Source organism: Pseudomonas sp. NPDC089422 (assembly GCF_044749405.1).
In the GTDB taxonomy this organism is placed as follows: Bacteria; Pseudomonadota; Gammaproteobacteria; order Pseudomonadales; family Pseudomonadaceae; genus Aquipseudomonas.
The window spans coordinates 214,104-239,017 of the sequence record NZ_JBIVHW010000008.1; the positions used below are offsets into that span (position 1 = coordinate 214,104).

At 62.3% G+C, this 24,914-nt stretch carries 23 protein-coding genes; 16 read left to right on the top strand and 7 right to left on the bottom strand.

What is annotated here, in order from left to right:
- The first annotated feature begins 21 nt into the window (after positions 1-21).
- Genes ACIPZ8_RS17205 through ACIPZ8_RS17225 form a run of 5 tightly spaced genes read left to right on the top strand, consistent with a single transcriptional unit; the run spans position 22 to position 4,107 of the window.
- The gene (locus ACIPZ8_RS17205) at positions 22-828 is read left to right on the top strand and encodes an alkaline phosphatase family protein (RefSeq protein WP_400725461.1); all 807 of its coding nucleotides are present in this window, start codon (positions 22-24) and stop codon (positions 826-828) included.
- Positions 825-1,664: an ABC transporter permease gene (locus ACIPZ8_RS17210; RefSeq protein WP_400725463.1), complete on the top strand. Its 840-nt coding sequence runs from the start codon at positions 825-827 to the stop codon at positions 1,662-1,664. The genes ACIPZ8_RS17205 and ACIPZ8_RS17210 overlap by 4 nt, the downstream gene beginning before the upstream one ends.
- A complete protein-coding gene (locus ACIPZ8_RS17215; protein WP_103449557.1) occupies positions 1,654-2,448 on the top strand; it encodes an ABC transporter permease in 795 nt (264 codons plus the stop codon). Before ACIPZ8_RS17210 ends, ACIPZ8_RS17215 begins: the two co-directional genes overlap by 11 nt.
- A 1-nt stretch (position 2,449) precedes the next feature.
- Positions 2,450-3,439 carry an ABC transporter ATP-binding protein gene (locus ACIPZ8_RS17220; RefSeq protein WP_400725466.1) on the top strand — a complete coding sequence of 330 codons (990 nt, stop codon included), beginning with the start codon at positions 2,450-2,452 and terminating at the stop codon, positions 3,437-3,439.
- Positions 3,440-3,453: 14 nt separating this feature from the next.
- Entirely contained in the window at positions 3,454-4,107 is a 654-nt protein-coding gene (locus ACIPZ8_RS17225) for an HAD family hydrolase (protein ID WP_400725469.1), read from the top strand.
- 118 nt (positions 4,108-4,225) lie between these two features.
- Here ACIPZ8_RS17225 and ACIPZ8_RS17230 read toward each other — a convergent pair whose 3' ends face one another.
- On the bottom strand, positions 4,226-5,188 hold the full coding sequence (locus ACIPZ8_RS17230; protein ID WP_400725472.1) for an NAD(P)H-quinone oxidoreductase: 963 nt from the start codon (positions 5,186-5,188) through the stop codon (positions 4,226-4,228).
- A 143-nt stretch (positions 5,189-5,331) separates the two neighbouring features.
- Here ACIPZ8_RS17230 and ACIPZ8_RS17235 point away from each other — a divergent pair, with 143 nt between their 5' ends.
- Both ACIPZ8_RS17235 and ACIPZ8_RS17240 read left to right on the top strand, forming a co-directional pair.
- A complete protein-coding gene (locus ACIPZ8_RS17235; protein ID WP_400725475.1) occupies positions 5,332-7,413 on the top strand; it encodes a carboxy terminal-processing peptidase in 2,082 nt (693 codons plus the stop codon).
- Positions 7,414-7,527: 114 nt separating this feature from the next.
- Entirely contained in the window at positions 7,528-8,475 is a 948-nt protein-coding gene (locus tag ACIPZ8_RS17240) for an EAL domain-containing protein (RefSeq protein WP_400725478.1), read from the top strand.
- Here ACIPZ8_RS17240 and ACIPZ8_RS17245 read toward each other — a convergent pair.
- The 6 genes from ACIPZ8_RS17245 to ACIPZ8_RS17270 form a co-directional block, all read right to left on the bottom strand.
- Positions 8,438-8,806: a hypothetical protein gene (locus ACIPZ8_RS17245; protein WP_027918137.1), complete on the bottom strand. Its 369-nt coding sequence runs from the start codon at positions 8,804-8,806 to the stop codon at positions 8,438-8,440. The two genes, ACIPZ8_RS17240 and ACIPZ8_RS17245, sit on opposite strands and share 38 nt — an antisense overlap.
- Positions 8,803-9,141 (bottom strand): multiprotein-bridging factor 1 family protein, encoded by a 339-nt coding sequence (locus tag ACIPZ8_RS17250; protein WP_400725481.1) that lies wholly within the window; start codon positions 9,139-9,141, stop codon positions 8,803-8,805. The genes ACIPZ8_RS17245 and ACIPZ8_RS17250 overlap by 4 nt, the downstream gene beginning before the upstream one ends.
- A gap of 102 nt (positions 9,142-9,243) precedes the next feature.
- The gene (locus ACIPZ8_RS17255) at positions 9,244-9,684 is read right to left on the bottom strand and encodes a YkvA family protein (RefSeq protein ID WP_400725484.1); all 441 of its coding nucleotides are present in this window, start codon (positions 9,682-9,684) and stop codon (positions 9,244-9,246) included.
- A 280-nt stretch (positions 9,685-9,964) separates the two neighbouring features.
- Complete coding sequence (locus ACIPZ8_RS17260; protein ID WP_027918134.1) at positions 9,965-10,720, bottom strand: FKBP-type peptidyl-prolyl cis-trans isomerase; 756 nt, start codon at positions 10,718-10,720, stop codon at positions 9,965-9,967.
- Between the two features lie 500 nt (positions 10,721-11,220).
- A complete protein-coding gene (gene pcaQ / locus ACIPZ8_RS17265) occupies positions 11,221-12,153 on the bottom strand; it encodes a pca operon transcription factor PcaQ (RefSeq protein ID WP_400725487.1) in 933 nt (310 codons plus the stop codon).
- Between the two features lie 10 nt (positions 12,154-12,163).
- Entirely contained in the window at positions 12,164-13,093 is a 930-nt protein-coding gene (locus ACIPZ8_RS17270; RefSeq protein WP_400725490.1) for a helix-turn-helix transcriptional regulator, read from the bottom strand.
- Between the two features lie 287 nt (positions 13,094-13,380).
- Here ACIPZ8_RS17270 and ACIPZ8_RS17275 point away from each other — a divergent pair, with 287 nt between their 5' ends.
- The 9 genes from ACIPZ8_RS17275 (at position 13,381) to ACIPZ8_RS17315 (ending at position 24,834) form a co-directional block, all read left to right on the top strand.
- Positions 13,381-14,721 (top strand): MFS transporter, encoded by a 1,341-nt coding sequence (locus tag ACIPZ8_RS17275; protein WP_400725493.1) that lies wholly within the window; start codon positions 13,381-13,383, stop codon positions 14,719-14,721.
- Positions 14,722-14,813: 92 nt separating this feature from the next.
- Positions 14,814-15,524 (top strand): fumarylacetoacetate hydrolase family protein, encoded by a 711-nt coding sequence (locus tag ACIPZ8_RS17280; RefSeq protein ID WP_400725496.1) that lies wholly within the window; start codon positions 14,814-14,816, stop codon positions 15,522-15,524.
- A gap of 17 nt (positions 15,525-15,541) precedes the next feature.
- Positions 15,542-16,300 (top strand): SDR family oxidoreductase, encoded by a 759-nt coding sequence (locus ACIPZ8_RS17285; protein WP_400725499.1) that lies wholly within the window; start codon positions 15,542-15,544, stop codon positions 16,298-16,300.
- A gap of 24 nt (positions 16,301-16,324) precedes the next feature.
- On the top strand, positions 16,325-17,275 hold the full coding sequence (locus ACIPZ8_RS17290; RefSeq protein ID WP_400725502.1) for a 2-hydroxyacid dehydrogenase: 951 nt from the start codon (positions 16,325-16,327) through the stop codon (positions 17,273-17,275).
- A 300-nt stretch (positions 17,276-17,575) separates the two neighbouring features.
- The gene (locus ACIPZ8_RS17295) at positions 17,576-19,660 is read left to right on the top strand and encodes a type VI secretion system Vgr family protein (RefSeq protein ID WP_400725505.1); all 2,085 of its coding nucleotides are present in this window, start codon (positions 17,576-17,578) and stop codon (positions 19,658-19,660) included.
- Entirely contained in the window at positions 19,657-20,571 is a 915-nt protein-coding gene (locus ACIPZ8_RS17300) for a hypothetical protein (RefSeq protein ID WP_400725508.1), read from the top strand. Before ACIPZ8_RS17295 ends, ACIPZ8_RS17300 begins: the two co-directional genes overlap by 4 nt.
- Entirely contained in the window at positions 20,568-23,756 is a 3,189-nt protein-coding gene (locus ACIPZ8_RS17305; protein ID WP_400725511.1) for a T6SS effector BTH_I2691 family protein, read from the top strand. Before ACIPZ8_RS17300 ends, ACIPZ8_RS17305 begins: the two co-directional genes overlap by 4 nt.
- Positions 23,753-24,580 (top strand): DUF6708 domain-containing protein, encoded by an 828-nt coding sequence (locus ACIPZ8_RS17310; protein ID WP_400725514.1) that lies wholly within the window; start codon positions 23,753-23,755, stop codon positions 24,578-24,580. The genes ACIPZ8_RS17305 and ACIPZ8_RS17310 overlap by 4 nt, the downstream gene beginning before the upstream one ends.
- Positions 24,577-24,834, top strand: a complete 258-nt coding sequence (locus ACIPZ8_RS17315) for a PAAR domain-containing protein (RefSeq protein ID WP_400725517.1) — start codon at positions 24,577-24,579, stop codon at positions 24,832-24,834. Before ACIPZ8_RS17310 ends, ACIPZ8_RS17315 begins: the two co-directional genes overlap by 4 nt.
- Positions 24,835-24,914: the final 80 nt, after the last annotated feature.

The following is a 24,914-nucleotide window of genomic DNA, read 5'->3' on the forward strand; positions in this document are numbered from 1 at the left end:
CGGTTAAAGACTGGAGCCACCATGCAACACAACGTCATCCTGGTCCTGCTCGACGGCCTCAACTACCAGGTCGCCCACCACGCCATGGGCCACCTGCACGCCTACGTCGAGGCCGACCGTGCCGCGCTGTACCGCGTGGAATGCGAACTGCCGTCGCTGTCACGGCCGCTGTACGAATGCATCCTCACGGGTGTGGCGCCGATCGACAGCGGTATCGTGCACAACAACATCAACCGCCTGTCCAATCAGCGCAGCGTGTTCCACTATGCCCGTGAGGCCAACCTGGGCACTGCGGCGGCGGCCTATCACTGGGTGAGCGAGCTGTACAACCGCTCCCCCTTCGACCCCCAGCGCGACCGCCACACGCACGCGCCGAAGCTGCCGATCCAGCACGGCCTGTTCTACTGGGACGATCGCTACCCTGATTCGCACCTGCTGGCCGACGGCGAATACCTGCGTCGCCGCCATGCGCCAAATTTCCTCCTGGTGCACCCCATGAGCATCGACGATATCGGCCACCGCCATGGCCTGGACAGCAGCCAGTACCGCAATGCCGCGCGCAGCGCCGACATCCTGTTGTCCGACTACCTGCCAGGCTGGCTGGAAGAGGGCTACCAGGTGCTGGTCACCGCCGACCACGGCATGAACAACGACCGCTCGCACAACGGCCTGCTGGCCGAGGAACGTGAGGTGCCGCTGTTCGTGTTCGGCGACGCCTTCAGCCTCGACCCGGCCGCCAAACCGCTGCAGACCGAACTGTGCGGGACCATCTGCGAACTGCTCGGCGCCGCCCATGACAAGACCGTGTGCCGGGAGCTGCTCAAGTGAAGGCCGGCAACCGTGGCCGCTACCTGGCCCTGCTCTGCCTGCTGCCGTTTGCCGTGTTCTTCGTGATCTTCCAGATCGCCCCGCTGGCCTGGGTGGCCATCAACAGCGTGCAATCGGAGGCCGGCTGGGGCGTGGAAAACTTCAGCAAGGTGTTCGCCTCCAAGTTCTACCTGCAGGCACTGCAACGCAGCCTGGAGATCAGCTTCTGGTCGAGCCTGTTCGGCATCGTCATCGCCACCCTCGGCGCCTATTCGCTGCGCCAAGTCGACTCGAAGCTGCGTGACTTCGTCAGCGCATTCGCCAACATGACCAGCAACTTCGCCGGGGTGCCGCTGGCCTTCGCCTTCATCATCCTGCTCGGCTTCAACGGCGCGCTGACCCTGCTGCTGAAACAGATCGGCCTGCTGGAAGACTTCAGCATCTACTCCAAGAGCGGCCTGATCCTGGTGTACACCTACTTCCAGATCCCGCTCGGTGTGCTGCTGCTCTACCCCGCCTTCGACGCCCTGCGCGAAGACTGGCGCGAGTCGGCCGCGCTGCTCGGCGCCAGCCACTGGCAGTTCTGGCGGCATATCGGCCTGCCGGTGCTGACCCCGGCACTGCTCGGCACCTTCGTCATCCTGCTGGCCAACGCCCTGGGCGCTTACGCCACGGTGTATGCCCTGACCACCGGCAACTTCAACGTGCTGCCGATCCGTATCGCCGGCCTGGTGGCCGGCGACATCAGCCTCGACCCGAACCTGGCCAGCGCCCTGGCGATGGTGCTGGTGGGGCTGATGACACTGGTCACGGTGGTTCATCAATGGCTGCTCAAGAGGAGCTACCATGCGCGCTGAAAAAACATCCGCCGGGCTCTACCATCGGCTGGTGGTGTACCTGCTGTTCCTGATCCTGCTGCTACCGTTGGCCGGCACCCTGCTCTACTCGCTGGCCACCAGCTGGTCGGCGAGCCTGCTGCCCAGTGGCCTGACCTTCAAGTGGTACGTCGCGCTGTGGAGCGAGCCGCGCTTCCTGGCCGCGTTCGGCCAATCGCTGCTGGTGTGCGTGGGCGCACTGCTGCTGTCGGTGGTGCTGATCCTGCCGCTGCTGTTCGTGGTGCACTACCACTTCCCGAAACTCGACGCCCTGATGAACATCCTCATCCTGCTGCCGTTCGCGGTACCGCCGGTGGTGTCGTCGGTGGGCCTGCTGCAACTCTATGGCAGCGGCCCGATGGCGATGGTCGGCACGCCGTGGATCCTGATCGGCTGCTACTTCACCATCGCCTTGCCGTTCATGTACCGGGCGATCACCAACAACCTGCAGGCGATCAACCTGCGCGACCTGATGGACGCTGCCCAGCTGCTCGGCGCCAGCACCTGGCAGGCCGCCCTGCTGGTGGTGCTGCCAAACCTGCGCAAGGGCCTGATGGTGGCGCTGCTGCTGTCGTTCTCGTTCCTGTTTGGTGAGTTCGTGTTCGCCAACCTGCTGGTCGGCACCCGCTACGAGACCCTGCAGGTGTACCTGAACAACATGCGCAACAGCAGTGGCCACTTCAACAGCGCGCTGGTGATCTCGTACTTCGCCTTCGTGCTGGTGCTGACCTGGGTCGCCAACCGCCTGAACAAGGACAAAACCTGACATGAGCTTCGTCAGCGTACAGAACCTGCAAAAAAGCTATGCCGGCAGCCCGGTGTTCGAGCACATCGACTGCCAGATCGAACGCGGCGAGTTCGTCACCCTGCTCGGCCCCTCCGGCTGCGGCAAGTCCACCCTGCTGCGCTGCATTGCCGGCCTGACTCCGGTGGACGGCGGCAAGATCCTCCTCGACGGCCACGACATCGTGCCGGTAAGCCCGCAAAAGCGCGGCATCGGCATGGTTTTCCAGAGCTATGCGCTGTTCCCCAACATGACCGTGGAGCAGAACGTTGCCTTCGGCCTGCGCATGCAGAAGGTCAAGGCCAATGAAAGCCAGCAGCGTGTGCGTGAAGCATTGGACCTGGTGGAGCTGGGCAGCTTCGCCGGGCGCTACCCGCACCAGCTGTCCGGCGGCCAGTGCCAGCGCGTGGCCCTGGCCCGTTCGCTGGTCACCCGCCCGCGCCTGCTGCTGCTCGACGAGCCGCTGTCGGCGCTGGATGCGCGCATTCGCAAGCACCTGCGTGAGCAGATCCGCGCGATCCAGCGCGAGCTGGGGCTGACCACCATTTTCGTCACCCACGACCAGGAGGAGGCGCTGACGATGTCCGACCGCATCTTCCTTATGAACCAGGGGCGCATCGTCCAGAGCGGCGATGCCGAAACCCTCTACACCGCGCCGGTGGATCTGTTCGCCGCCGGCTTCATCGGCAACTACAACCTGCTCGACGCCGACAGCGCCAGCCGCCTGCTGCAACGCCCGGTGGCCGGCCGCCTGGCAATCCGCCCAGAGTCGATCACCCTGGGCGTCAACGGCGAACTGGACGCCGAGGTACGCAGTCACAGCCTGCTTGGCAACGTCATTCGCTACCGCGTGAAAGTGCGTGAGGTGGAGCTGGTGGTCGACGTGCTCAACCGTTCGCCTGAGGACCTGCATGCCGACGGCCAGCGGGTTTCCCTGTCGATCGACCCCACGGCGCTGCGCGAAGTGGCCTAAGGAGAATCAGCAAGATGGCACTGGCAATTTTCGATCTGGACGAAACCCTGATCCACGGCGACTGCGCGTCGCTGTGGAGCGAACAGATGGCCCGGCTGGGCTGGGTCGACGGCAAGGCGTTCCTGCGCCGCGACCATGAACTGATGGAGGCCTACGGCAAGGGCCACCTGCGCATGGAGGAGTACATGGCCTTCAGCCTGGAGCCGATTGCCGGGCGCACGCTGGAGGAAGTCGAGCATCTGGTGGAGCCGTGGGTCGAAGAGGTGATCGAGCCGATCATCTACGGCGACGCCTGCCGTTGCATTGCCGAGCATCGCCAGCGGGGTGACCGCGTCCTGATCATCTCTGCTTCGGGCACGCACCTGGTCGGGCCGATTGCAGCGCGGCTGGGGGTGGATGAGTACCTGGCGATCGAGCTGGAAGCGGTGAATGGGGTGTACACCGGCAAGACCCATGGGGTGCTGACCTACCGCGAGGGCAAGATCACCCGGTTGCTGGAATGGCTGGATCAGGAGCAGGAGAACCTTGAGGGGGCGAGTTTCTATTCCGATTCGCGCAATGATCTGCCGCTGTTGCTGAAAGTGGATCATCCGCATGTGGTGAACCCGGATGCGGTGTTGCGCGAGCATGCCGAGATCAATGGCTGGCCGATCCTGAGCTGGAGCTGAAGGCCTTGAGGGCGCTTTGCGCCCCTTTCGCGACACAAGGCCGCTGCTACAGGGATCGCGTTCCCCCTGTAGGAGCGGCCTTGTGTCGCGAAAGGGCTGCAGCGCAGCCCCTACAATATCAGGCCAGGCTAGGGTCGATGACCATCACCAGCTTGCCGGACACCTGGTTGCTCTCAAGCTCTGCATACGCCGCTTGGGCAAACTCCACCGGGTAGGTATCGACCAATTGCGGTGACAGGCGCCCCTCGGCGAACAGCGGCCACACCTGCTGCTGCAGTTCGCGCAGCAGCTCGGCCTTGAAGCCGTCATCGCGGTTGCGCAGGGTCGAGCCGGTGATCTCCAGGCGCTTGCCCAGCACCTGTGCCAGGTCCAGTTCAAACTTGCGCCCGCCCATCAGGCCGATTATCACCCAACGCCCGTCACGGGCCAGCAGCTTCAGGTTGAGCTCGCCGTAGCTGGCACCCACCGGGTCCAGAATCACAGCGAACGGCCCGAAGCCTTCCAGCGCGTCGAGGTTCTGGTTACGCACCACCCCACCCGCAGCCCCCAGCGCCTCACAGTAGTCCAGGCGATCCTGGGAACCGACACTGACCCACACCGGGCTGCCAAACGCCTTGCACAACTGGATGGCCGCCGAGCCCACACCACTGGCGCCAGCATGTACCAGCACCTTTTCACCGGCCTTCACTTTACCCAGCTGGAAGATGTTCAGCCACGCCGTGGCATATACCTCCGGCAGCGCCGCTGCTTCGTGCAGGCTCAAGCCCTCAGGCACCGGCAATACATGGCGGGCATCGACCACCACTTCCTCGGCCATGGCACCGCTGGCCAGCAGTGCGCAGACGCGGTCCCCCACACGCCAGTCAGCGCCGGCACCGACTTCCTCGATCACCCCGGCGCACTCCAGGCCCATGTACGGGCTGGCGCCTGGCGGCGGTGGATACAGGCCCTTCATCTGCAGCAGATCGGCGCGGTTCAGCCCCGCAGCGGCCACGCGAATGCGCACTTGGCCCGCGTCACAGGCCGGGCGTTCGGCCTCGACCCAGGCCACATGTCCGTCAACGCCTTGCAATGCCTTCACAGTGCCTCCATAGTTGAATCACAGACTGAGCCTGAGGAGCCCGCTCCCCAGGCTTTTTGCAGTATTTGTCCGGCTCCGATGGAACCGGCGAACGGAAAAGACGGCCTACTATGCGTGATCAATTGCCTCCACGTCGAATCAGCATGAAGCATTTCCTCCCAAGCACCGCCCTGGCCCTGATGGTTGGCCTGGGCAGCCTCACGCTCGGCGGCAATGCGGCGGCCGCCAACAAGTGGGACAGCCTGCAGCCGGACCGCGACGAAATCGTCGCCAGCCTCAACGTCGTGGAGCTGCTCAAGCGTCACCACTACAGCAAGCCGCCGCTCGATGACGCCCGCTCGGTGATCATCTACGACAGCTACATCAAGCTGCTCGACCCGGCCCGCAGCTATTTCACCGCAGCCGACATCACCGAATTCGACAAGTGGAAGACGCAGTTCGACGACTTCCTCAAAAGTGGCAACCTCGACCCCGGCTTCACCATCTACAAGCGCTACCTCGACCGCGTCAAGCAGCGCCTGGACTTCGCCCTGGCCGAACTGGCCAAGGGCGTCGACAAGATGGACTTCACCACCCAGGAAACCTTGCTGATCGACCGCAAGGATGCCCCGTGGGAGAAGGACCAGGCCGCGCTCGACGACCTGTGGCGCAAGCGCGTCAAGGACGAGGTGCTGCGCCAGAAGATCGCTGGCAAAGAGCCGAAGCAGATCCAGGAAACCCTGACCAAGCGCTACAAGAACCAGCTGGCGCGCCTGGACCAGACCCGTGCCGAGGACATCTTCCAGGCCTACATCAATACCTTCGCCCAGTCCTACGACCCGCACACCAATTACCTGTCGCCGGACAACGCCGAGAACTTCGACATCAACATGAGCCTGTCGCTCGAAGGCATCGGCGCGGTGCTGCAGAGCGACAACGACCAGGTCAAGATCGTGCGTCTGGTACCGGCAGGCCCGGCCGCCAAGACCAAGCAGGTGGCACCGGCGGACAAGATCATCGGCGTCGCCCAGGGCAACAAGGAAATGGTCGACGTGGTCGGCTGGCGCCTGGACGAAGTGGTCAAGCTGATCCGTGGCCCGAAAGGCTCGGTGGTACGCCTGGAAGTCATCCCGGCCAGCAACGCGCCGAGCGACCAGACCAGCAAGATCGTCTCGATCACCCGCGAAGCCGTGAAGCTCGAAGAGCAGGCGGCGAAGAAGTCGGTGCTCAAGCTCAAGCAGGACGGGCGTGACTACAAGCTCGGCATCATCGAGATCCCGGCCTTCTACCTGGACTTCAAGGCCTACCGTGCCGGTGACCCCGAGTACAAGAGCACCACGCGCGACGTGAAGAAGCTGCTCACCGAATTGCAGAAGGAAAAAGTCGACGGCGTGGTCATCGACCTGCGCAACAACGGCGGTGGCTCCCTGCAGGAAGCCACCGAGCTGACCAGCCTGTTCATCGAGAAAGGCCCGACCGTGCTGGTACGCAACAGCGACGGCCGCGTCGATGTGCTCGAAGACGAAAACCCGGGCGCCTTCTACAAAGGCCCGATGGCGCTGCTGGTCAACCGCCTGTCAGCCTCGGCCTCGGAGATCTTCGCCGGCGCCATGCAGGACTATCACCGCGCGCTGATCATCGGTGGCCAGACCTTCGGCAAAGGCACCGTGCAGACCATCCAGCCGCTCAACCATGGCGAGCTGAAGCTGACCCTGGCCAAGTTCTACCGGGTTTCCGGGCAGAGCACCCAGCACCAGGGCGTGCTCCCGGACATCGACTACCCGTCGATCATCGACACCAAGGAAATCGGCGAAAGCGCCCTGCCCGAGGCCATGCCGTGGGACACCATCCGCCCGGTGGTCAAGCCGGCAGTCGACCCGTTCAAGCCGTTCCTGGCCGACCTCAAGGCCAAGCATGACGCACGCAGCGCCAAGGATGCCGAGTTCACTTACATCCGTGACCGCCTGGCCCTGACCCAGAAGCTGATGGACGAGAAAACCGTCAGCCTCAACGAGCAGCAGCGCCGTGCCCGCCACGATGACGTCGAAGCCAAGCAACTGGCCATGGAGAACATCCGTCGCAAGGCCAAGGGCGAGGAACCGCTCAAGGAACTGAAGAAAGTCGACGAGGACGCCCTGCCGGAAGAGGATGATAAAACCAAGCCGGAAGACGACGCCTACCTGGCCGAGACCGGTCGTATCCTCATCGACTACCTGAGCGAAAGCAGCAAGGTGGCCAAGAAGTGATTCGACCGATGATGGCAGATTAATGTGACTCGTCATCAAATAGTCATCGCACTGTCGTGAAATAGACGGGCCGGGCATGCAAATGCCCGGCCCTTTCATTTTCAGGATACCGTCATGACCGTCGCCGAACAGCTCAGTGCCTTGAGCGCAATCCTGGCTCAACGCAGCATTCACAGCCTGTTCCAGCCGATCGTCTGCCTCAGCGAACGGCGCGTCTTCGGCCATGAAGCCTTGAGCCGTGGCCCGTCCAACAGCCCGCTGCATTCGCCATTGAACCTGTTCGCCATTGCCCGCCAGGCCGGTCACCTGACCGAGCTGGAGGCCGCGTGCCGGGAAAGTGCCTGCCGACGCTTCAGCGAGCAGGGGCTCGACGGCAAGCTGTTTCTCAACATCTCACCTGAATCGCTGCTGGAACCGCACTACCCTTCCGGGCGCACCCTCAAGCTGCTCGAGCACGTGGGGCTGGCCCCCAGCCGGGTGGTGATCGAGCTTACCGAACAGACACCCACCGACGATTTCCAGCTGCTGTCCAATGCCTTGCACCACTATCGCGACATGGGCTTTTCAATCGCCCTGGACGACCTTGGCGCGGGCTATTCGAGCCTGCGCCTGTGGTCGGAGCTGCGCCCGGAATACGTCAAGATCGACCGGCACTTCATCGATGGCATCCACCTCGACCCGCTCAAGCGCGAGTTCGTCGGTTCCATCCTGCAGATTGCCCGGGCGTCGAAGGCGCAGGTGATAGCCGAAGGGATCGAGCTGCCGGAGGAGCTGGCGGTGTTGACCGAGATGGGCGTGGACCTGGTGCAGGGTTACCTGCTGGGGCGGCCGCAGGAGTTGGGGGTGCGGGAGAGTCGACAGTTGCCAGCGCTGATAAGCGTACCGTTGGCTGAACAACCAACGGTACGGCTCAATGCCACGCTTGGCCAGCTACTGGATCTATTTGAGCGGCACCAGCACCTCGACACATTGGAAGTGACAGACGCCAACGGCAGGTCTTGCGGATCGATTCACAGGAATCGCATCAGGCCGTTTCGGGATAGCTGTACTCGAACACCCTGACAACCTCGGAGGCATGCCAGGACGCTGCCTCCATGCCATCCACCGGCCCGGAGAAGCGCCCCAGGCGCTCCACGCACTCGAAAAACCCTGTGCGCGGCAAACGGCTGGCCCCTTGGCTGATCACCAGCGAGCTGCGCAGCGGCTGCTCGGCACGGGCATCGAGCACCGCCAGGTACTCCAGCGCGGCGGTGAGGGTCTGCATGGCCGGGCTGGGCAACTGCAGGCGCTCGATCAGCGCACGGTAGGTGAGCAGATGGCGTTGACGGCGGGCCAGGTCAAGCTCGTCCAGCAGGTTTTGCCAATGCTGTCGGCTGATCCTGACCTGGCTCATGACGGCTCGCTCCAGCCGGCCACCCCCAGGTGCCAGGCCAGGGCACGGCGGATCGCAGCATCCGGCTGGCGCTCGCCCGATTCGATCATGGCCAGGTAAGCCGGGCTGACCCCGACATTACGCGCCAACTGCTCAGGGGCGATGCCTTTGGCCTGGCGCAGTTGCGCCACTTCACTGAACGCAGGCAGGCTGGCTGCCGAAGCGCCCTGTTGCGCTGATTCGGCAACCACCTCGGCGGGTGCCTGCCCGGCTGCCTTGAGCAGCGCCTGATACTGCTCCCAGGGCACGACGGCATACTCGGGCTGACCGTCCCGGCTAATGACCTGAATACCCATTACAACCCCCTTACGTAAGGATTACCGCATGTAATCCGTAGGCATAACGCTTATGCCAATTATATTACCAAGCACGGGAGTCTGTGGGGGACATGCTCAATTTCAGTGCGTATTGCGCTCCAGGCGCAGCGCTTCGGGGTTATCGGGCAGGCGTTCGACCACCCGCAGCCGCTCAGGCGCCTGGCTGTCGCGCCAGGCCTTGAAACGCGCCAGCTCGTCGGCCACGGTTTTCAGCACCCAGCCGAGCACGGCGATGTCATCGAGAAAGCCCACACCCAGAATCCAGTCGGGGATGGCGTCGATGGGGCTGACGAAGTACAGCAAGCCGGCGACGATGGTCACCAGTGCCTTGGGGCTGATGGCACGGTACTCACCGCGCCACCAGGCCAGGCACAGCGACTGCAGCAACTTGACGTCGTCGCGCAACTGGCCGATGCGTGGGCCTTTGCGGGCCACCGCGAACAGCAACGCCGGCAACCGGCCACGGCTGAGCAGGCGCTCGGCCAAGGGCAGGAAACGGGCGAAATTCCAGGGTGCGCTCATGGAGCCTCCAGCAGGGAAAGGTTATCCACATTTATTGTGGATAACCTTGTGAACAGGGCGAATATTGTGACGGCGGGCGCCCACAAGGCAAGGGCCCCGGTCAGATCGGGCGTTTTTTACACAGTCGTTTCAGATCCGCAAACGATTTGCGTCAGGACGCTTGCGGCTTCTTCACACTGCCCTAGCTCGGACAATGCCAGCCGCACGAGGTTCGCCAGACGGTCCCCCACAAACGACAACGCCCCGACAGAGCGGGGCGTTGTGCAGGTATCGGCCGTTATTACTTGGCTGGCGCTTCGGCCGGGGCTTCAGCTTCCGGCGCTTCGCCACCCTGCAGCTGGGCCGGGTCCTTGATGGCGATCAGTTCCAGGTCGAACACCAGGACCGAGTTGGCCGGGATCAGCGGGCTCGGGCTCTGGGCGCCGTAGGCCAGTTCAGCCGGGATGAACAGCTTGTACTTTTCGCCAACGTGCATCAGCTGCAGGCCTTCGACCCAGCCCGGGATCACACCGCTGACTGGCAGGTCGATCGGGCTGCCGCGCTCGACCGAGCTGTCGAACACCTTGCCATCGATCAGCTTGCCTTCGTAGTGAACGGTGACCACGTCGGTCGGCTTGGGCTGCGGACCATCGGCCTTCTTCACGACTTCGTACTGCAGGCCCGAGGCGGTGGTGACCACGCCAGGCTTCTTGGCGTTTTCTTCGAGGAATTTCTTGCCGGCGCTGGCGGCTTCTTCGCTGGCCTTGGCCAGGCGCTCTTCGGCGCGCTTCTGCAGCGCGGTGAAGGCTTCTACCAGCTCTTCATCCTTGATGCGTTGCTCCTTCTTGCCGACAGCGTCTTCGATGCCGAGGGCGACCGCTTTCGAATCAAGGTCTTCCATGCCTTCCTGAGCCAGGCTCTTGCCCATGTTCAGGCCGATACCGTAGGAGGCTTTCTGTGCCGGAGTCTTCAGCTCGGGGCTGCTGGCCTGTTGATCACAGCCAGCCAGTACCAGGCCTACCAGGGCAACCGCAGCCGCCAGACGATGCTGTTTCATGCTATTTCCTTGTTCATGCGCCATAAGGGCAATCAGGGTAAAGCCGCGAGCTTATCAGGCGGCCATCACCAATGGCTACCGGCATAAGAGCGGGTTTTCGTAAGGAAGTTCAGTAGGTAAAGGCTTCTTCATGGAAGCTTTACAGCCATTGGCCAGTATTGACCCTTTGTGCCGGGTTTTCCTGGTTTTTGTGGCTTTTTATTTCGGGGGGTTCTGAGTGCCTGCCACAAGATCTTCAGCATATGTGAGATCGAGCGCCGCCCGCGCGGCGCATCGCAGGCAAGCCTGCTCCTACATCTGTTTAGAGCCAATCACGCCTGCCCCATTGGCGCGCGACCCCTTGTTCGTACGACGCGATATCGATCCATACACCAAGGGGTACGCGCGCCTCTGTCACAGGACTCACTGGCCTGAAACAGATGTAGGAGCAGGCTTGCCTGCGATGCGCCGCGCGGGCGGCGCTCGATCTCACAGGCGCTGAAAATCTTGCGGCAGGCACCTCAAGGATACCGCCCTTCCCGATACTGCTCCGCCAGTTCCCGCAGCACCTCGCACACCCACTGCCCCGGCAGGGTTAGCGGCAATGCCGCATTCCGGCAGATGCCCACCGACCCACCCGGCTCACGCACACCAAGGTCGACCTCAGCCAGCTCACCCCGGCGCAAATCCAGCAGCACCGCATCACGCGGCGCCACCCACAGCGCATCGCTACCCAGCAAGTAACGACGGCTCAATGCCAACGACAAGGTCTCCAACCGCTGCGCCGGCATCTGGATGCCGCACTGCACGAACAGGCTGTCAGCATGCTGGCGGATCGTGGTACCCGGCGGCGGCAGCACCAACGGGTACTGCCCGACCCGCTGGCGCTCCACCGGTGCGCTGGCCAGCAAGGGATGGCCAGGGCGCACCACCAGGGCCATCGACTCGCTGTACAGGTGCTCGAACGACAGGCCCTGGATCTGCGGGCTGTCGGTCATGCGCCCGACCACCAGCTCCAGCTCGCCCAGATGCAACTGGCCGAGCAACTGCGCACTGACCCCCGTCACCACGCTGATCACCAGCGCCTCGTGGCGCTGATGCAGGCGGCACAGCACCTCGGGCATGAGCAGCCCCTCGACCGTCGACAGCACGCCAATGCGCACCTGCGACGGCGCCCGCGCTTCACCACGCAGGCTGCTCACGCCATCGCGCAGCGCCTGCACGCTGGGCCCGGCGTAACGCATGAAGCGAGTGCCCGCGGGGGTCAGCTCGACACCCTGGCGGCTGCGCTCGAACAGGCGCGCCTCGAGCAGGTCTTCGAGCTCCTTGAGCGTCTTGGAAATCGCCGGCTGGCTGATCGCCAGACTGTCGGCAGCCCTGGCCAGGCTGCCCTGTCGGGCAATCTCCAGGAAACACAGCAGATGGCGGTACTTGATGCGGGTGTCGAGGTTCATGCGGCCAAGCTTACCGCATCGCCACCTGCGGCGTATCCGGGTCGCGCTGCTGGCGGCGGAACTGCCCGGGCGGCAAACCATGAATCTGCCGAAAGCGCCGGGAAAAGTAGGCTTCATCGGCAAAGCCACAGAGCCGCGCCACCTCACCCACCGGGCGGCTGCCATTGAGCAGGAAGTTGCGTGCGGCGTGCATGCGCCGCTCCAGCACCAGCTCGCTGAACGTCTTGCCGATTTCCTTGCGCAGCCAGTGGGTCAGGTAGGTCGGCGACAGGTAGGTGGCGGCGGCGACTTTCTGCAGGTTAAGGTCGGGGTCGTCGATGTGCCGACGCAGGTACTCGCTCATGCGGCCCAGCGCGGCGCGGCGGCTGAGCTGCGCGGCATTGCTGTCTGCCAGTTCGCGCAGCGGCTCGGCATACAGGCTGCAGACCTGGCCGATCAGTTGCAGCAACAGGCCCTTGAGCACTTCGCGGGTGCCGAAGCGACGGTTGGCATCCAGTGCGCGCATGCGTTCGAGGACCTGCCGCACCTCGGCGAAGTCGGCCTCATCGAGGCAGAAGTCGAGATGCTCCTGGAAGCGGAACGGTGACAGTTCCGGGGCCTGCAGGATCGACACCTCTTCCAGGTCCATCGGGTCGCAGGCCAGGTGCGGCAACAGGAACGTCTGGGAGAAATTGATCACCACGAAGTCGCTGTCGGCCGGGTGCGGGATCACATGCACCCGGTGCGGCAGGATGAAGGCCAGGGTGTTGCGCCTGAAAGGGCGCTGCACGCTGCCGATGTGCTGCACCGTGTCGCCACCGAAATTGACCTGGATCTGGAAATACTCGTGACGATGCGGCGCGGTCTCGGCGGGGCGGCCGCGCTGGTCGCGGATGTAGAAATCCATCAGCTCGCTGCGCTGCTGCATGACATAGGTCGGGACCTCGCGCTTGGGGGGCATGGGCAATCTCCAGAACTCTTAGTTGTACGACGTCCAAACTCTGCAATTTAACCCCTTCTGCAAAAACCTGCGCAACAGCAAATCCACGCAACCCGCATAAAACGTGACATTCAGCGATAAAACCGCACAAAACCCCAGCTGTGATTTTTCTTGGACAGCGCAGCCCTGCCCCGCCTGGCGTGGAAAAAACGGTCTAAAACCGCCGTTGCAATCCCTTCGTTGTACGACCACCTTAGAAAAGGGACTGCAGCCCAACCTCTACCAACAACAACAAACGAGGTCGACTCATGTCGAGCACGCCTACCCCCCGCGCCGCGTCGTCGTACGCGCTGGACGCGGCCCCTGCCCAGCGCCTGCCTACGCGACGCCGCTGGTTCATGCTGTCGCTGCTGCTGGTGGCGACCATCATCAACTACGTCGACCGGGTGAACATTTCCATCGCTGCGCCGTTCATGGCCAAGGATTTGGGCCTGGACAAGGTCGAGATGGGCCTGATCTTCTCCGCCTTCGCCTGGACCTACGCCCTGGCCCTGGTGCCTGCCGGCTTCATCGCCGACCGCTTCGGCTCCCGCCTGACCTACGGCGTATCGTTGATCAGCTGGTCGGCAGTCACCGTGGCCCAGGGCCTGGCCAGCGGCTTCGTCTCGCTGTTCGGCCTGCGCCTGGCGGTCGGCGCCATGGAGGCCCCGGCCTTCCCGGCCAACAGCCGTGCGGTGACGGTGTGGTTCCCCGCCCGCGAACGCGGCATGGCCAGCAGCATCTATGTGTGTGGCCAGTACCTGGGCACCGCGCTGTTCACCGGCGCGCTGCTGTGGCTGGCGACCACCTACGACTGGCGCCATGTGTTCTACAGCACCGGCCTGGTCGGCATCCTGTTCGGCGTGGTGTGGCTGTGGCTGTACCGCGACCCGCTGAACTGCAAGAAGGTCAGCACGGAAGAACTGGCCTACATCGAAGACGGCGGCGGCCTGGTGAAAAGCAGCCAGGAACGTACCCGCTTCGACTGGCGCCAAGTCGCCGAACTGTTCCGCTATCGCCAGGTCTGGGCCATCTGCCTGGGCAAGTTCGCCAGCACTTCGGCGCTGTACTTCTTCCTCACCTGGTTCCCCACCTACCTGATCGAAGAGCGCCAGCTGACCTTGATCAAGGTCGGCATCTTCGCCGTCATGCCGTTCATTGGCGCCACGGTCGGCATCCTCCTCGCGGGGATCGTTTCCGACCTGCTGATCCGCAAGGGCTACTCGCTGTCGTTCGCACGCAAGCTGCCGCTGGTGGTGGGCTCGATGCTGGGCATGTCGATCGTGCTGGTGAACTTCACCGACTCCAATGTGCTGTGCATCGCCATCCTCACCCTGGCGTTCTTCGCCCAGGGCATCGCCTCGGCGTCGTGGGCGGCGGTGTCGGAAGTGGCGCCCAAGGAACTGATCGGTCTCACCGGCGGGGTCACCAGCCTGGCGGCGAACATTGGCGGCATTGTCACGCCGATCGTGATAGGCGCGATCGTGCATGCCAGTGGCTCGTTCGCCATGGCGTTCTGGTTCATCGGTGGCGTGGCGCTGATGGGCACCCTGTCCTACTCGCTGCTGCTCGGGAAGCTGTATCGCATCGAGCTGAAGATGGCGGCATGAGCCCGGATTAGTCCAAGCCGACCCCGCTTTCGTCCAACTTTGCCGGCCAGCCTCTGCCTTACGCTGGCCATTCCAGCACGGAGGATTCACCCATGACCTACCTGTTCAACCCACCGGCCATCGTCAGCCTGCCGGTCCGTGGCAGCGCTGCGCGCTTCCCGGTCGGCCGGGTGTTCTGCCTGGGCCGCAACTACCCATGGCCAGAGTCCTACGGCCCGGCGCCACAGGAGCCGGTGTTCTTCATGAAGCCGGCGAGCAATGTGGTCGAGGCGCAGGGCGAACTGCCCTTCCCGCCGCAGACCGATGAGTTCTGCCACGAAATCGAGCTGGTAGCCGCCATCGCCAAGGGCGGTGCCGACATTGCCCCGGAGCATGCCCTGGAGCACGTGTTCGGCTTTGCCGCCGGCCTTGACCTGACCCGTCGCGACCACCAGCGCAAGGCCAAGGCCGAGGGCCTGCCCTGGGAAGGCGCCAAGGTGTTCGAAGCCTCGGCACCGATGACCGCCATCGTCCCTGCCAGCGAATGCGCCTGGCCGCTGGAGGCGTCGCTGTGGCTGCAAGTGAACGGCCAGGAGCGCCAGCGCGCGCACCTGAGCCAGCAGACCTGGCCGTTGGCCGAGGTCATCAGCCGGCTGTCACGCCAGCTGCCGTTGCGTCCTGGCGACCTGATCATGACCGGCAGCCCGCCCGGTGTGGCGCCGCTGAACCCGGGCGACACGATCCACGCCGGCATCGATGGCGTCGGCGAACTGCAACTGCGCGTCGGCCCTCGCCCTGCCGGGCAAGCCGCCCACGCCGCCTGAACCTATTGGAGCCCCACATGAGCCAAGACAAGAAAATCGCCCTGGTCACCGGCGCTGGCAGCGGCATCGGCCGTGCCGTCGCCCTTGCCCTGCTGGAGGACGGCTTCAGCCTGGTCCTCGCCGGGCGCCGCGCAGAACCGCTGCAAGCGGTGGTTGAACAGGCGCTGGCAGCGGGCGCTGAAGCCCTGGCCGTGCCCACCGACGTACGCGACGAGCAAAGCGTCGCGCAGCTGTTCGCCACCATTGAGGAAGTGCATGGCCGCCTCGATGTGATCTTCAACAACGCTGGCATCAATGCCCCCGCCGTGCCGGTCGACGAACTGCCGCTGGAGAACTGGCGCAACGTCATCGCCACCAACGTCGACGGCGTGTTCCTCTGCGCCCGCGCCGCCTTCGGCCTGATGCGCCGCCAGCAGCCACAAGGCGGGCGGATCATCAACAACGGCTCGATCTCGGCGCACACCCCGCGCCCGTTCACCGCGCCCTACACCGCCAGCAAGCACGCGGTGCTGGGCCTGACCAAGGCGCTGGCGCTGGACGGCCGCCCCTACAACATCGTCTGCAGCCAGGTGGACATCGGCAACGCCCTGACCGAACTGTCCGAGCGCATGACCCGTGGTGTGCGCCAGGCCAACGGCGAGATCGCCGCCGAGCCGATGCTCGACGTGCGCCATGTGGCCGACGCGGTGCGCTACATCGCCGCGCTGCCGCTGGACGCCAACGTACTGAACATGACCGTGATGGCCAGCAACATGCCTTTCGTTGGCCGTGGCTGACCCCTGTTTCTGATGGAGTGACCGATGAAACCTGAAGTCCTGCAACTGAGCCCGATCCTCATCCCGCAAATCCGCGAGCGCCTGGAACAACTCTTCACCGTGCGCCGCTACTACGAACAGGCCGACAAGGATGCCTATGTCAGCCAGCATGCCGACAATATCCGCGGCGTGATCACCGGTGGCCACACCGGCATCAGCCAGGCGCTGATGGCGCGCCTGCCCAACCTGGAAGTGATCGCGGTCAATGGCGTCGGTACCGACGCAGTGGATCTGGCCTATGCCCGTGATCGCGGTATTCAGGTGACCGCGACCATCGGTGCCCTCACCGAGGATGTCGCCGACCTCGCCATCGGCCTGCTGATCGGCGTGTGCCGGGGCATCTGCACCGGTGACCGTTTCGTCCGTGCCGGCCACTGGGCCACCAGCGCCACACCGCTGGCACCGTTGCCGCTGGCCCGTCAGGTGTCGGGCATGCGCGTGGGCATCGTCGGCATGGGCCGGGTCGGCCGCGCCGTGGCGCAACGGGCGGCGGCGTTCGGTTGCCCGATTCGCTACACCGACCTGCAGGCGCTGGAGGTGCCGTATGGTTTCGAGGCAGATCTGGTGCAACTGGCCAAGGACAGCGATGCGCTGATCCTGGCGGCGGCGGCCGACAAGGGCGAGGCGCTGGTCAACCGCCAGGTGCTGCAGGCGTTGGGAGCCGAGGGGTATCTGATCAACATCGCGCGCGGCAAGCTGGTGGATGAGCCGGCGTTGATCGCGGCACTGGAGGCCGGCGAGATTGCTGGCGCGGCGCTGGATGTGTTTGCCGATGAACCGCGGGTGCCCGAGGCGTTGTTCGAGCGTGAAGATGTGGTGCTGCAGCCGCACCGGGCCAGCGCTACGGTACAGACCCGCACGCGGATGGGCGAGATGGTGGTGGCGAGCCTGGTGGATGTGTTTGCCGGGCGTAAGCCACAAGGGTTGGTGAACTAGTTTGAATCTGCAGTGAGGACAGTGAATGGCTAGTCGACAGCAAGGGTGCCTCAACTACCAATGGTGAAGCACGGGCAGCCATTTACCGTTCGACTTTTTACCGCACAAACTTACATCAAGTATTTCCGCTCAACACTTATCGAACGCTAACTGGTGAAAAACCCTACAAAGCTATAGGAAGAGCCAAGCTCCTCTGAGAATTGATTCCTCGTTAGTGTTCAGGTGCAGATCAGATGCGCCTGTTCGCTAACCAACCGTTGGCCGGCATAGCCGCGCGAAGACGGGTGAAAGGAGTCCCTTATGCCTAGACAATTCGATCTCCGTTTCAGCTTCCAGCCCCTGGCGGCTGGTACCGAACTCGAAGTGGTGTCGTTCGAGCTCAAGGAGGCCCTGAGTACCCCTTTCCAGTTAACGCTGGAACTCATCAGCTTCTACGACGACATCGACTTCGCCCAACTGCTCGACAAGCCTGCATTGTTCACCATCCGGGACGCAGGCCGTCCGGTTCGTTACGTACACGGACTGGTCAGCCGTTTCCGCCAGGGCGACAGCGGCTTCCACCGTACCCATTATCACGCGGTGGTCGAACCGCAACTGGCCCGCGCCGGCCTGCGCTCGAACTGGCGTATCTTCCAGCACAAGACCGTTCCACAGATTCTCGAACTGATGCTCCAGCGCCAGGGCATCCTGCCTTTCGAACTGAGCACCAGCCGTGAGCACCAGGTCCGTGAGTTCTGCGTTCAGGCTGGCGAGACCGACCTCGACTTCATCGCCCGCCTCGCTGCTGAAGAAGGCCTCGTCTACCGCTTCGAACACAGCCCCAAGCAGCACAAGCTGCTTGTTACCGACTGCCTGTTATCACTGGGGCTGATCAGACAGGGTCCCATTCAGGCCAAAGGCGAGCAGCATGGCTCCTACGAAGCGGAGGATGCAAGCCACCCCGCCCCTGTGCTGTACCACGTCAACAGCGGGGGCGCCCAGGCGCAGCCTTGCCTGCGGCGCTTCCACTACAGCGAGAACGTCCGCACTGCGCGCCAGGCCCAACGTGACTACACCTTCACCCACCCAACCTATCGCCTGGACCAGCACGCCCACGCCAAGGGCGATGTGCACCAGTCCATGGACTACGAGCGCTTCGACTACCCCGGGCGCTACAAGCGCGAAGCGGTTGGCATCCCTTTCACCCAGACCCGTTTGACCGGCTTGCGCCACGATGCACGGATTGCCGAAGTCACAGGCGATGACGTACGCCTGCAACCAGGCCTGGCCTTCACCCTAACCGGCCACCCGCGCAAAAACCTCAATGTGCTCTGGCGGGTGATCAGCGCCCACCACGAGGGTAGCCAGCCCACCAGCCTGCAGAAAGGCGCCGTCGACGCCAAACAAGGCAGCCATTACGTGCAAAATGCGGTACTGGTCCCCGGCATGGCCGAATGGCGGCCGGCGCCCTTGCCCCGACCGCGTGTCGACGGCCCGCACATGGCCACGGTGGTCGGCCCGCCTGGCGAGGAGATCTTTTGCGACCCGTGGGGCCGGGTCAAGGTCAGCTTTCCCTGGGACCGTGAGAGCAAGAGCAACGCGTCCAGTTCGTGCTGGGTACGTGTTTCACAAGGCTGGGCCGGCGGCAGCTGGGGCTCGATGGCCATCCCGCGCATCGGTCAAGAGGTAATCGTCCAGTACGTAAACGGTGACCCCGACCAGCCGATCATCACCGGCCGCACCTACTGCGGCAACCAGCTGCCGCCATACGACCTGCCGCAACACAAGACCCGCATGACCATCAAGAGCCAGACCCACAAGGGCGATGGTTACAACGAGTTGCGATTCGAGGATGAGCTGGGCCGGCAGGAAGTGTTCATCCATGCCGAGCGGGACCAGAACAATGTGGTCAAGCACGATGAGACCACCCGCGTCGGGCGTAACCGCGTCGAGCAGGTCGGTAATGACGAACAGCTGAAAGTGGGTAATGACTTGCTTCAGGAAACCGGGCGCGACTGTACTCGACGGGTCGGGCGTAGCTGCCAGGTGGACATCGGCAAGGACCTGGTCTCGCGAATCGAAAATGATCATCGTGAGACCACAGGTGCCAATCACCATGTCGCCATCGGTGGGCAGAGTGAGTTGCACGTCAAAGGGCGACAGCAGATCAGCATCGGCGGGGGCGTGAGCCAGCAAACGACGCTCTACCAGCTGCAGGCCAGCGAGCGAATCGAGTTCAGAAGCCCCGGCGGCAGCATCGTGCTGGATCAGCAAGGCATCACCCTGAACGGCCTGACACTCACGTTGCTTGGTCCGACCAGAGCGGCCATGGAGGGTTCGGAAAACACGTTGATCCTGGACCTGCTCGCCAATGACGGCGACGGGTGCGAGGAAAAAGGCCGATGAACAGCGACGCCTTGGTCGAACGCCTCAACGAGCAGCACCGCCCCGGGCAGTACAGCTATGTGCTGCTGGATCCGCTGGCAGTTCCGAAAGACAGCGAACATTCATTATTCGCAAGCCTGAAGTCGGTGGTGGGTGACAGTGCGATGACACACGTGGTTCGGCCTGACCTGCCCCATTCAGCTGGATTGCATCCCGTGCTCGTGTGCCTTGGTTCACCCGGCAGCTTGCCTGACACAGCGATGCTGGCGCTGACAGCACAGGCTGCGGAATACGACATGCATCGCCGCAAGCGCCAGGTTTGCGGCTGGCTGTTCAGCGAAGCGCCCCCCTCCGCCATTGCAAGCCACCTGACCGCGCTGTGCCGTTTGCCCGATGCATCCGCAGCGACGTCATTTCACCCTGTTTACGAACCTCTGCGCCTGGAACTGCTGGCCGCGTTGTTCGAGCATGCAGAACAGGGGCCGTGGTGGCCGATCGAGCGCTGGGTCTTCATGACCAGTGGCGGCAGCCTGGCAAGCCTGAAAGGTCAGCCCCACACCCGGCGCGGTTTGCCTGCAGGCACCATCCGTGTACAGCAGGACACCGCGCTGATCGAGGCCGTATTAGCGGCATGGAGGACATTGCCTGCACTTCCCGGCGCCCGCGAGTTCCCTCCGTTTGCCGCCGTACGAGCGTCCAACCATATCGATGACGCACGCAGACTCGGCCTGAAGGTTGAGCAAGACATCCTGGTAATGGCCCTTCACCTGCTTCGGCTGCACCCGCGGCTGCACACGCAGAAAGCCGTGCGCGACATGATCGACATGGCCATCCGTCAGCAACGGCCTCTCGCTGAGATGTTTGCGCATTTTTCCGATTCGAGCTGGCAACGCCTGGTTGCAGCCACTCCCCAGCCACAGGCCTACCCATGAGCATCACTCAAGACATTGCCAATGCAGTCGCCGAAGTCGACTTCCTCCTGACGCCCTGCAAGGCCTGCCAGCGCCAGGGCCTGCCCATCCTCCCCCTGCGCCACGCCGTGGTCCCCGATACCCGCCCCGGCAGCGACCCCGCCACGCAAACCCGGATGGGCCTGCGCACCTTGCGCAGCGGCTACCTCTATGTGCTGCTCGACCAGCGCATCTGGCATGCCTACGAAGTCACCGCGCAAGGCCACCTGCGCCGCTTCAATCCCTACGAGCCAAACCCGGGACCACCACCGTCGCTGCCCGAGCGCTGCATGCACGAGGACCACGACCTCCCCTCGTCCTTCCTCAACATCGACACCGACACCTACGGTTCGGCCTGGCTGGCCTTTTCCAGCGATCCCTGGCCGGTCAGCGTGCTGCAGGCTTACAAAAGCGGCCAAGCACCTGCACATCGCTTCGAAGGACTCGACCTGATCCAGGCGCGCAACAACCCCGAACTGCTGGGCCTGGCCATGACCCCGGACAACCTTCAGGTCGACCGCCAGGTGTTCGAATATGCCCAGCAGTTGAACGGCCCGTTCGACAGTGCACACGGCTTCCAGAGTCGGTTCCGGCGCAAGACCGCCCTGCGCGGTTATGTGGTCAACGCCATGGCCCGCCACCAGCTGGAAAACGGCGTGCTGGCAGTAGTACTCGACGACACCGTCGGCCTGATCCAGGAGTACAACCACCAGCGCCTGAACTGGGTGGTCAAGCGCCAGGCCTGGCGCGAGGATCCGCTGCGCGCCTATCAGCTGCAGACGTCGCAGATCCTGCAGATCATCCGCGCCACTCAGCGTGAGTGGGCTGCGCAGAAAGTGTTCACGTTCGAGGCACAGACCGGTGATGGGCCGCCCGTGTTCACCGATCCCGAGGTGGAGCGTCAGCGCGTGGTCGAGATGCGCCAGCAAGAGAGCGACGAAAAGCTCGAGGAGCGCTATGACGAACCTCGGCGTGCGGCGTTCCAGGCGGAGTATGAACAAGAGGAGGCCCGCTTCCAGGCCTATATCGACCGGCATGCTAGCACCTACGCGGAACTCTGCGAGAGCGCTGCCTTCGCCGTCATCGAGCGCCACGACTACGACGGCCGGGACCGCGAGTCGCGCATCGCCTACAGCAAGACCATCGCTGCCTGCCTGGCGGGTGGCATCACCGAAGCGCCGTCCATCAATCCTGAGCCAGCTTCCAACACCAGCGAAGCATTGTGGCTGAAGTGGCTGCAGGACCCGAATAGCCCACCCTACCGGGCGCTCCTTCTTCGCGACGGGCCACTGATGGCAGCCCTGCTGCCAAGCTTCTCCGCGAACGAGCCAACCCACTGGAACGACAGCGAAAAGCTCTACAGCGCCTTGAGCAAGTTCATCTCCAGCGAAGACGCCGGCCTGAAGATGCGAGATTCGCTCAAGCAGGCCATCACCGAACTACAGGGCGCAGTCAATGCCGCCAGTCTGCGCTTGCAAGTGCACCTGGACCCCGGCATTCAGCAGGCCGTGCGGCATCTGAACAGTGCCAGCCAACGGGTTTACAACGGTGTGCACCTGATCGAACTGCAGGTACAGATGAAGTTGGGTGAGTACTACGCCCTGCAAAGCGCGCACCTGCGTGAACTGCAGAACAGCGCCAGCGAGAAACTGGCCAAGGCGCGGGAAGGCATGATGTTGTCCCTCGACGAACTGCAAGCCGGTGCGCAGAACGGAGCGCGCAAGGTCAAACCGATCATCCAGACCGGGCTGCTGAGCCTTGCCGTGCTCGACCCGAAGATCGCGCATCAGGTAATCCCGGTCAGCGTCTGGGTCGAGGGCACGGCGTATGAACTGCATGAGCGGTTGGCAAGGGAGGTCAAACTGAACGTCAACCAGTTGAACGATGCCGCGAAGATGGCGCTAGTGGAAATCAAGGTAGCGGCCGGAACGCTAGAACTGGATGCACGGAAAACACTGAATGGGATGAAAATCAGCGCTGGCCAAGCTTCACAATTGGTACGTGACAGCTTCACCGGATTACGAGGAACCGGAAAAAGCTGGGAATTATTACTTTCGCTGGGCGGGCTTTATCTGCTGGGTGACAGCCATAGTAAGAACTTAAAGAAAGCAGAGGAAGAAATTGCCCCTAAATCGGCGGAGGCCATGATGACCCTGTATGGGTCGGGTCTTGGCATAGTCGGCAGCAGCGTGGAGTTAATCGGCTTGTTAATGCCGCGAAAGGCAACTACTAAAATAGATAAGTCCATGGGTCGTGCTGTCGCGAGGTATGGAGCCACCCTTAACGCAGTATCTGGAATTTTTGACGCTATTCAAGCGTACATAGCATCGCGGCGCGCTGATGAAGCAGGAGATACACGCGCGAGAAATTACTACTTTGCTGCGGGAGGGTCTGCGTTCGCAGGGACAGTTTTTGCGATTTTTGCCGTATCCACGCCGTTAACAGTGGGGACTTTAGGGCTATCGATTATTCTCACCTTTCTCGCGTACAGCTTTATGAAAAAGGCAGGTCAGCAGGAGTCAACAGCATTAGAACGCTGGGCTCGCCGCTGCTACTTTGGAAAAGCTAATGAAACTCCGCGCATTCACTGGGATTCACCCATTTATGCAGACATTGCGTTCGCCGAATTGAACGCAGCCACGCTTGGCCTCAACGGCGAATTAAAATTTGAAACCTTTTTCGTCGATCAACCAATAAACACAAAAATAGGTATTCCTATCAACCTGAAAACGCACCAAACCTTAACGTTCAAGCTCGCGCTCCCTCGTTTCATCGACTCAACGTCCAGCTACCGCTGGACTCTTCTGGTTCATCGGCATGGAGATGGGATTTACCCAAATCTAATTGCTGGAGAATCAATAATTTCTAAAGAGCATTACCCTCCAGCCCTGCCGAATAAAAGTTCAACACAAGCCCCCATAAAACCCACAAAAAATCCAGGCAAAATCGACTACTTGATTGACTCATTAGTGGTTAATGAAGATCGCCAAGAATCAAACCAAAAAAATGAAAACCATTCAATAAAAATATTCACCGGCCAATTAAAGTTAGCCCCTGACACTGCACAGCACAACATCACGTCGGCCTCTTTAACCCTTAGCTATTGGCCGGACCGCAACATACCAGAGGCTTACGCAGAGTTTGAAGTCAAGGAGAGCAACTTGTGAATATCACAGATCGAGAATTCGGCTGGCAATATGACTTACCAGCACCCAATACAAACTGCAACCTTGCTCAAACCAGAACAGGTCTCTACCCACCACCCAATCACGCGGATAACATTTACCTAGAAATACCCCGAGCCCCCCTGAAACCCCGAGGACTCTCTTTAATTCTAGGGTCAGCGGCAGTTATCACCATGCTTACTACAATTCTACTTATAGTATATGACGACCCAACATGGTTCTTCGCACTTGACCTCAGAATAGTCGCATTTCTTACTTTAATCCTTGGCACCATATACGTTGGCATACCGATAATTCGTCTAGACCTTGAAAGGCCGCGCCACGAACCTATTCGTTTCAACAGACTTCGTCGAAAAATTTACCTCTATCAGTATAGATTCGAGCAAACCTATCCTTTCGGCCGAAAAAACTGGGGAGTCAGACCCATCAGCTACAACTGGGAGGACCTCACAGCAGAAACTTACCGCACCTATGTACCCTTGGGCTACGGCGGACTAAAAGAGAGAGTAATGATATCAATCAAAAACTCCGAGACCAACGAAATCATAGATCGCGTTTTTCTTTGTGATGACATACATCAAGGTACACTTTACTGGTCAATAGCCAGAGCTTTTATGGAAAATGGCCCTGAAGCACTACCTGACTTCGTTCATCCCCCCAGAGACTGGGATGAATTCCCAAATCCCGGTCCTTGGGAAGATGCATTTCATCGCAACCCGTTTGACCGCCTCGCCCCCAAGGTCCAGTGGCCCGCTGAAATGGACCTGGAATCCCGCACCGCCCCCGCCCCAGGAGAACAACCATGAAACCTGTGGTAGTCGTTGGCCACTCCCATACCTGCCCGATCCACGGCAAAAGCGTCGTGGAATCCGGCAGCCCCCACTACACCTTCAACGGCAAGGCCGTGGCCAGGGTCGGTGACCGGACAAGTTGCGGGGCAGTGATCGTCAGCGGCTCGGCAGCCTACCAGATAGAAGGCAAGGCTGTGGCGCGCCAGGGGGATCGAACTGACCATGGTGGGTATCTGGAGGAAAGCGATGCTGGCTGGCAAGTTGAATGATCTGGCTAGCCATACATAAAGGGGGCCGCTTTGCGGCCCATCGCCGGCAAGCGCGGCTCCCACAGGGATCGCGCCTGCTT

Excerpts from the sequence above, each read along its gene's own strand:
- ACIPZ8_RS17255 (WP_400725484.1), bottom strand. The coding sequence starts at position 9,684 with ATGAGCGCACCCTGGAATTTCGCCCGTTTCCTGCCCTTGGCCGAGCGC.
- ACIPZ8_RS17245 (WP_027918137.1), bottom strand. The coding sequence starts at position 8,806 with ATGAGCCAGGTCAGGATCAGCCGACAGCATTGGCAAAACCTGCTGGAC.
- ACIPZ8_RS17270 (WP_400725490.1), bottom strand. The coding sequence starts at position 13,093 with ATGCCCCCCAAGCGCGAGGTCCCGACCTATGTCATGCAGCAGCGCAGC.
- ACIPZ8_RS17280 (WP_400725496.1), top strand. The coding sequence starts at position 14,814 with ATGACCTACCTGTTCAACCCACCGGCCATCGTCAGCCTGCCGGTCCGT.
- ACIPZ8_RS17305 (WP_400725511.1), top strand. The coding sequence starts at position 20,568 with ATGAGCATCACTCAAGACATTGCCAATGCAGTCGCCGAAGTCGACTTC.
- ACIPZ8_RS17240 (WP_400725478.1), top strand. The coding sequence starts at position 7,528 with ATGACCGTCGCCGAACAGCTCAGTGCCTTGAGCGCAATCCTGGCTCAA.
- ACIPZ8_RS17225 (WP_400725469.1), top strand. The coding sequence starts at position 3,454 with ATGGCACTGGCAATTTTCGATCTGGACGAAACCCTGATCCACGGCGAC.
- ACIPZ8_RS17235 (WP_400725475.1), top strand. The coding sequence starts at position 5,332 with ATGAAGCATTTCCTCCCAAGCACCGCCCTGGCCCTGATGGTTGGCCTG.
- ACIPZ8_RS17315 (WP_400725517.1), top strand. The coding sequence starts at position 24,577 with ATGAAACCTGTGGTAGTCGTTGGCCACTCCCATACCTGCCCGATCCAC.
- ACIPZ8_RS17205 (WP_400725461.1), top strand. The coding sequence starts at position 22 with ATGCAACACAACGTCATCCTGGTCCTGCTCGACGGCCTCAACTACCAG.
- pcaQ (WP_400725487.1), bottom strand. The coding sequence starts at position 12,153 with ATGAACCTCGACACCCGCATCAAGTACCGCCATCTGCTGTGTTTCCTG.
- ACIPZ8_RS17260 (WP_027918134.1), bottom strand. The coding sequence starts at position 10,720 with ATGAAACAGCATCGTCTGGCGGCTGCGGTTGCCCTGGTAGGCCTGGTA.
- ACIPZ8_RS17295 (WP_400725505.1), top strand. The coding sequence starts at position 17,576 with ATGCCTAGACAATTCGATCTCCGTTTCAGCTTCCAGCCCCTGGCGGCT.
- ACIPZ8_RS17250 (WP_400725481.1), bottom strand. The coding sequence starts at position 9,141 with ATGGGTATTCAGGTCATTAGCCGGGACGGTCAGCCCGAGTATGCCGTC.
- ACIPZ8_RS17215 (WP_103449557.1), top strand. The coding sequence starts at position 1,654 with ATGCGCGCTGAAAAAACATCCGCCGGGCTCTACCATCGGCTGGTGGTG.
- ACIPZ8_RS17300 (WP_400725508.1), top strand. The coding sequence starts at position 19,657 with ATGAACAGCGACGCCTTGGTCGAACGCCTCAACGAGCAGCACCGCCCC.
- ACIPZ8_RS17220 (WP_400725466.1), top strand. The coding sequence starts at position 2,450 with ATGAGCTTCGTCAGCGTACAGAACCTGCAAAAAAGCTATGCCGGCAGC.
- ACIPZ8_RS17285 (WP_400725499.1), top strand. The coding sequence starts at position 15,542 with ATGAGCCAAGACAAGAAAATCGCCCTGGTCACCGGCGCTGGCAGCGGC.
- ACIPZ8_RS17290 (WP_400725502.1), top strand. The coding sequence starts at position 16,325 with ATGAAACCTGAAGTCCTGCAACTGAGCCCGATCCTCATCCCGCAAATC.
- ACIPZ8_RS17275 (WP_400725493.1), top strand. The coding sequence starts at position 13,381 with ATGTCGAGCACGCCTACCCCCCGCGCCGCGTCGTCGTACGCGCTGGAC.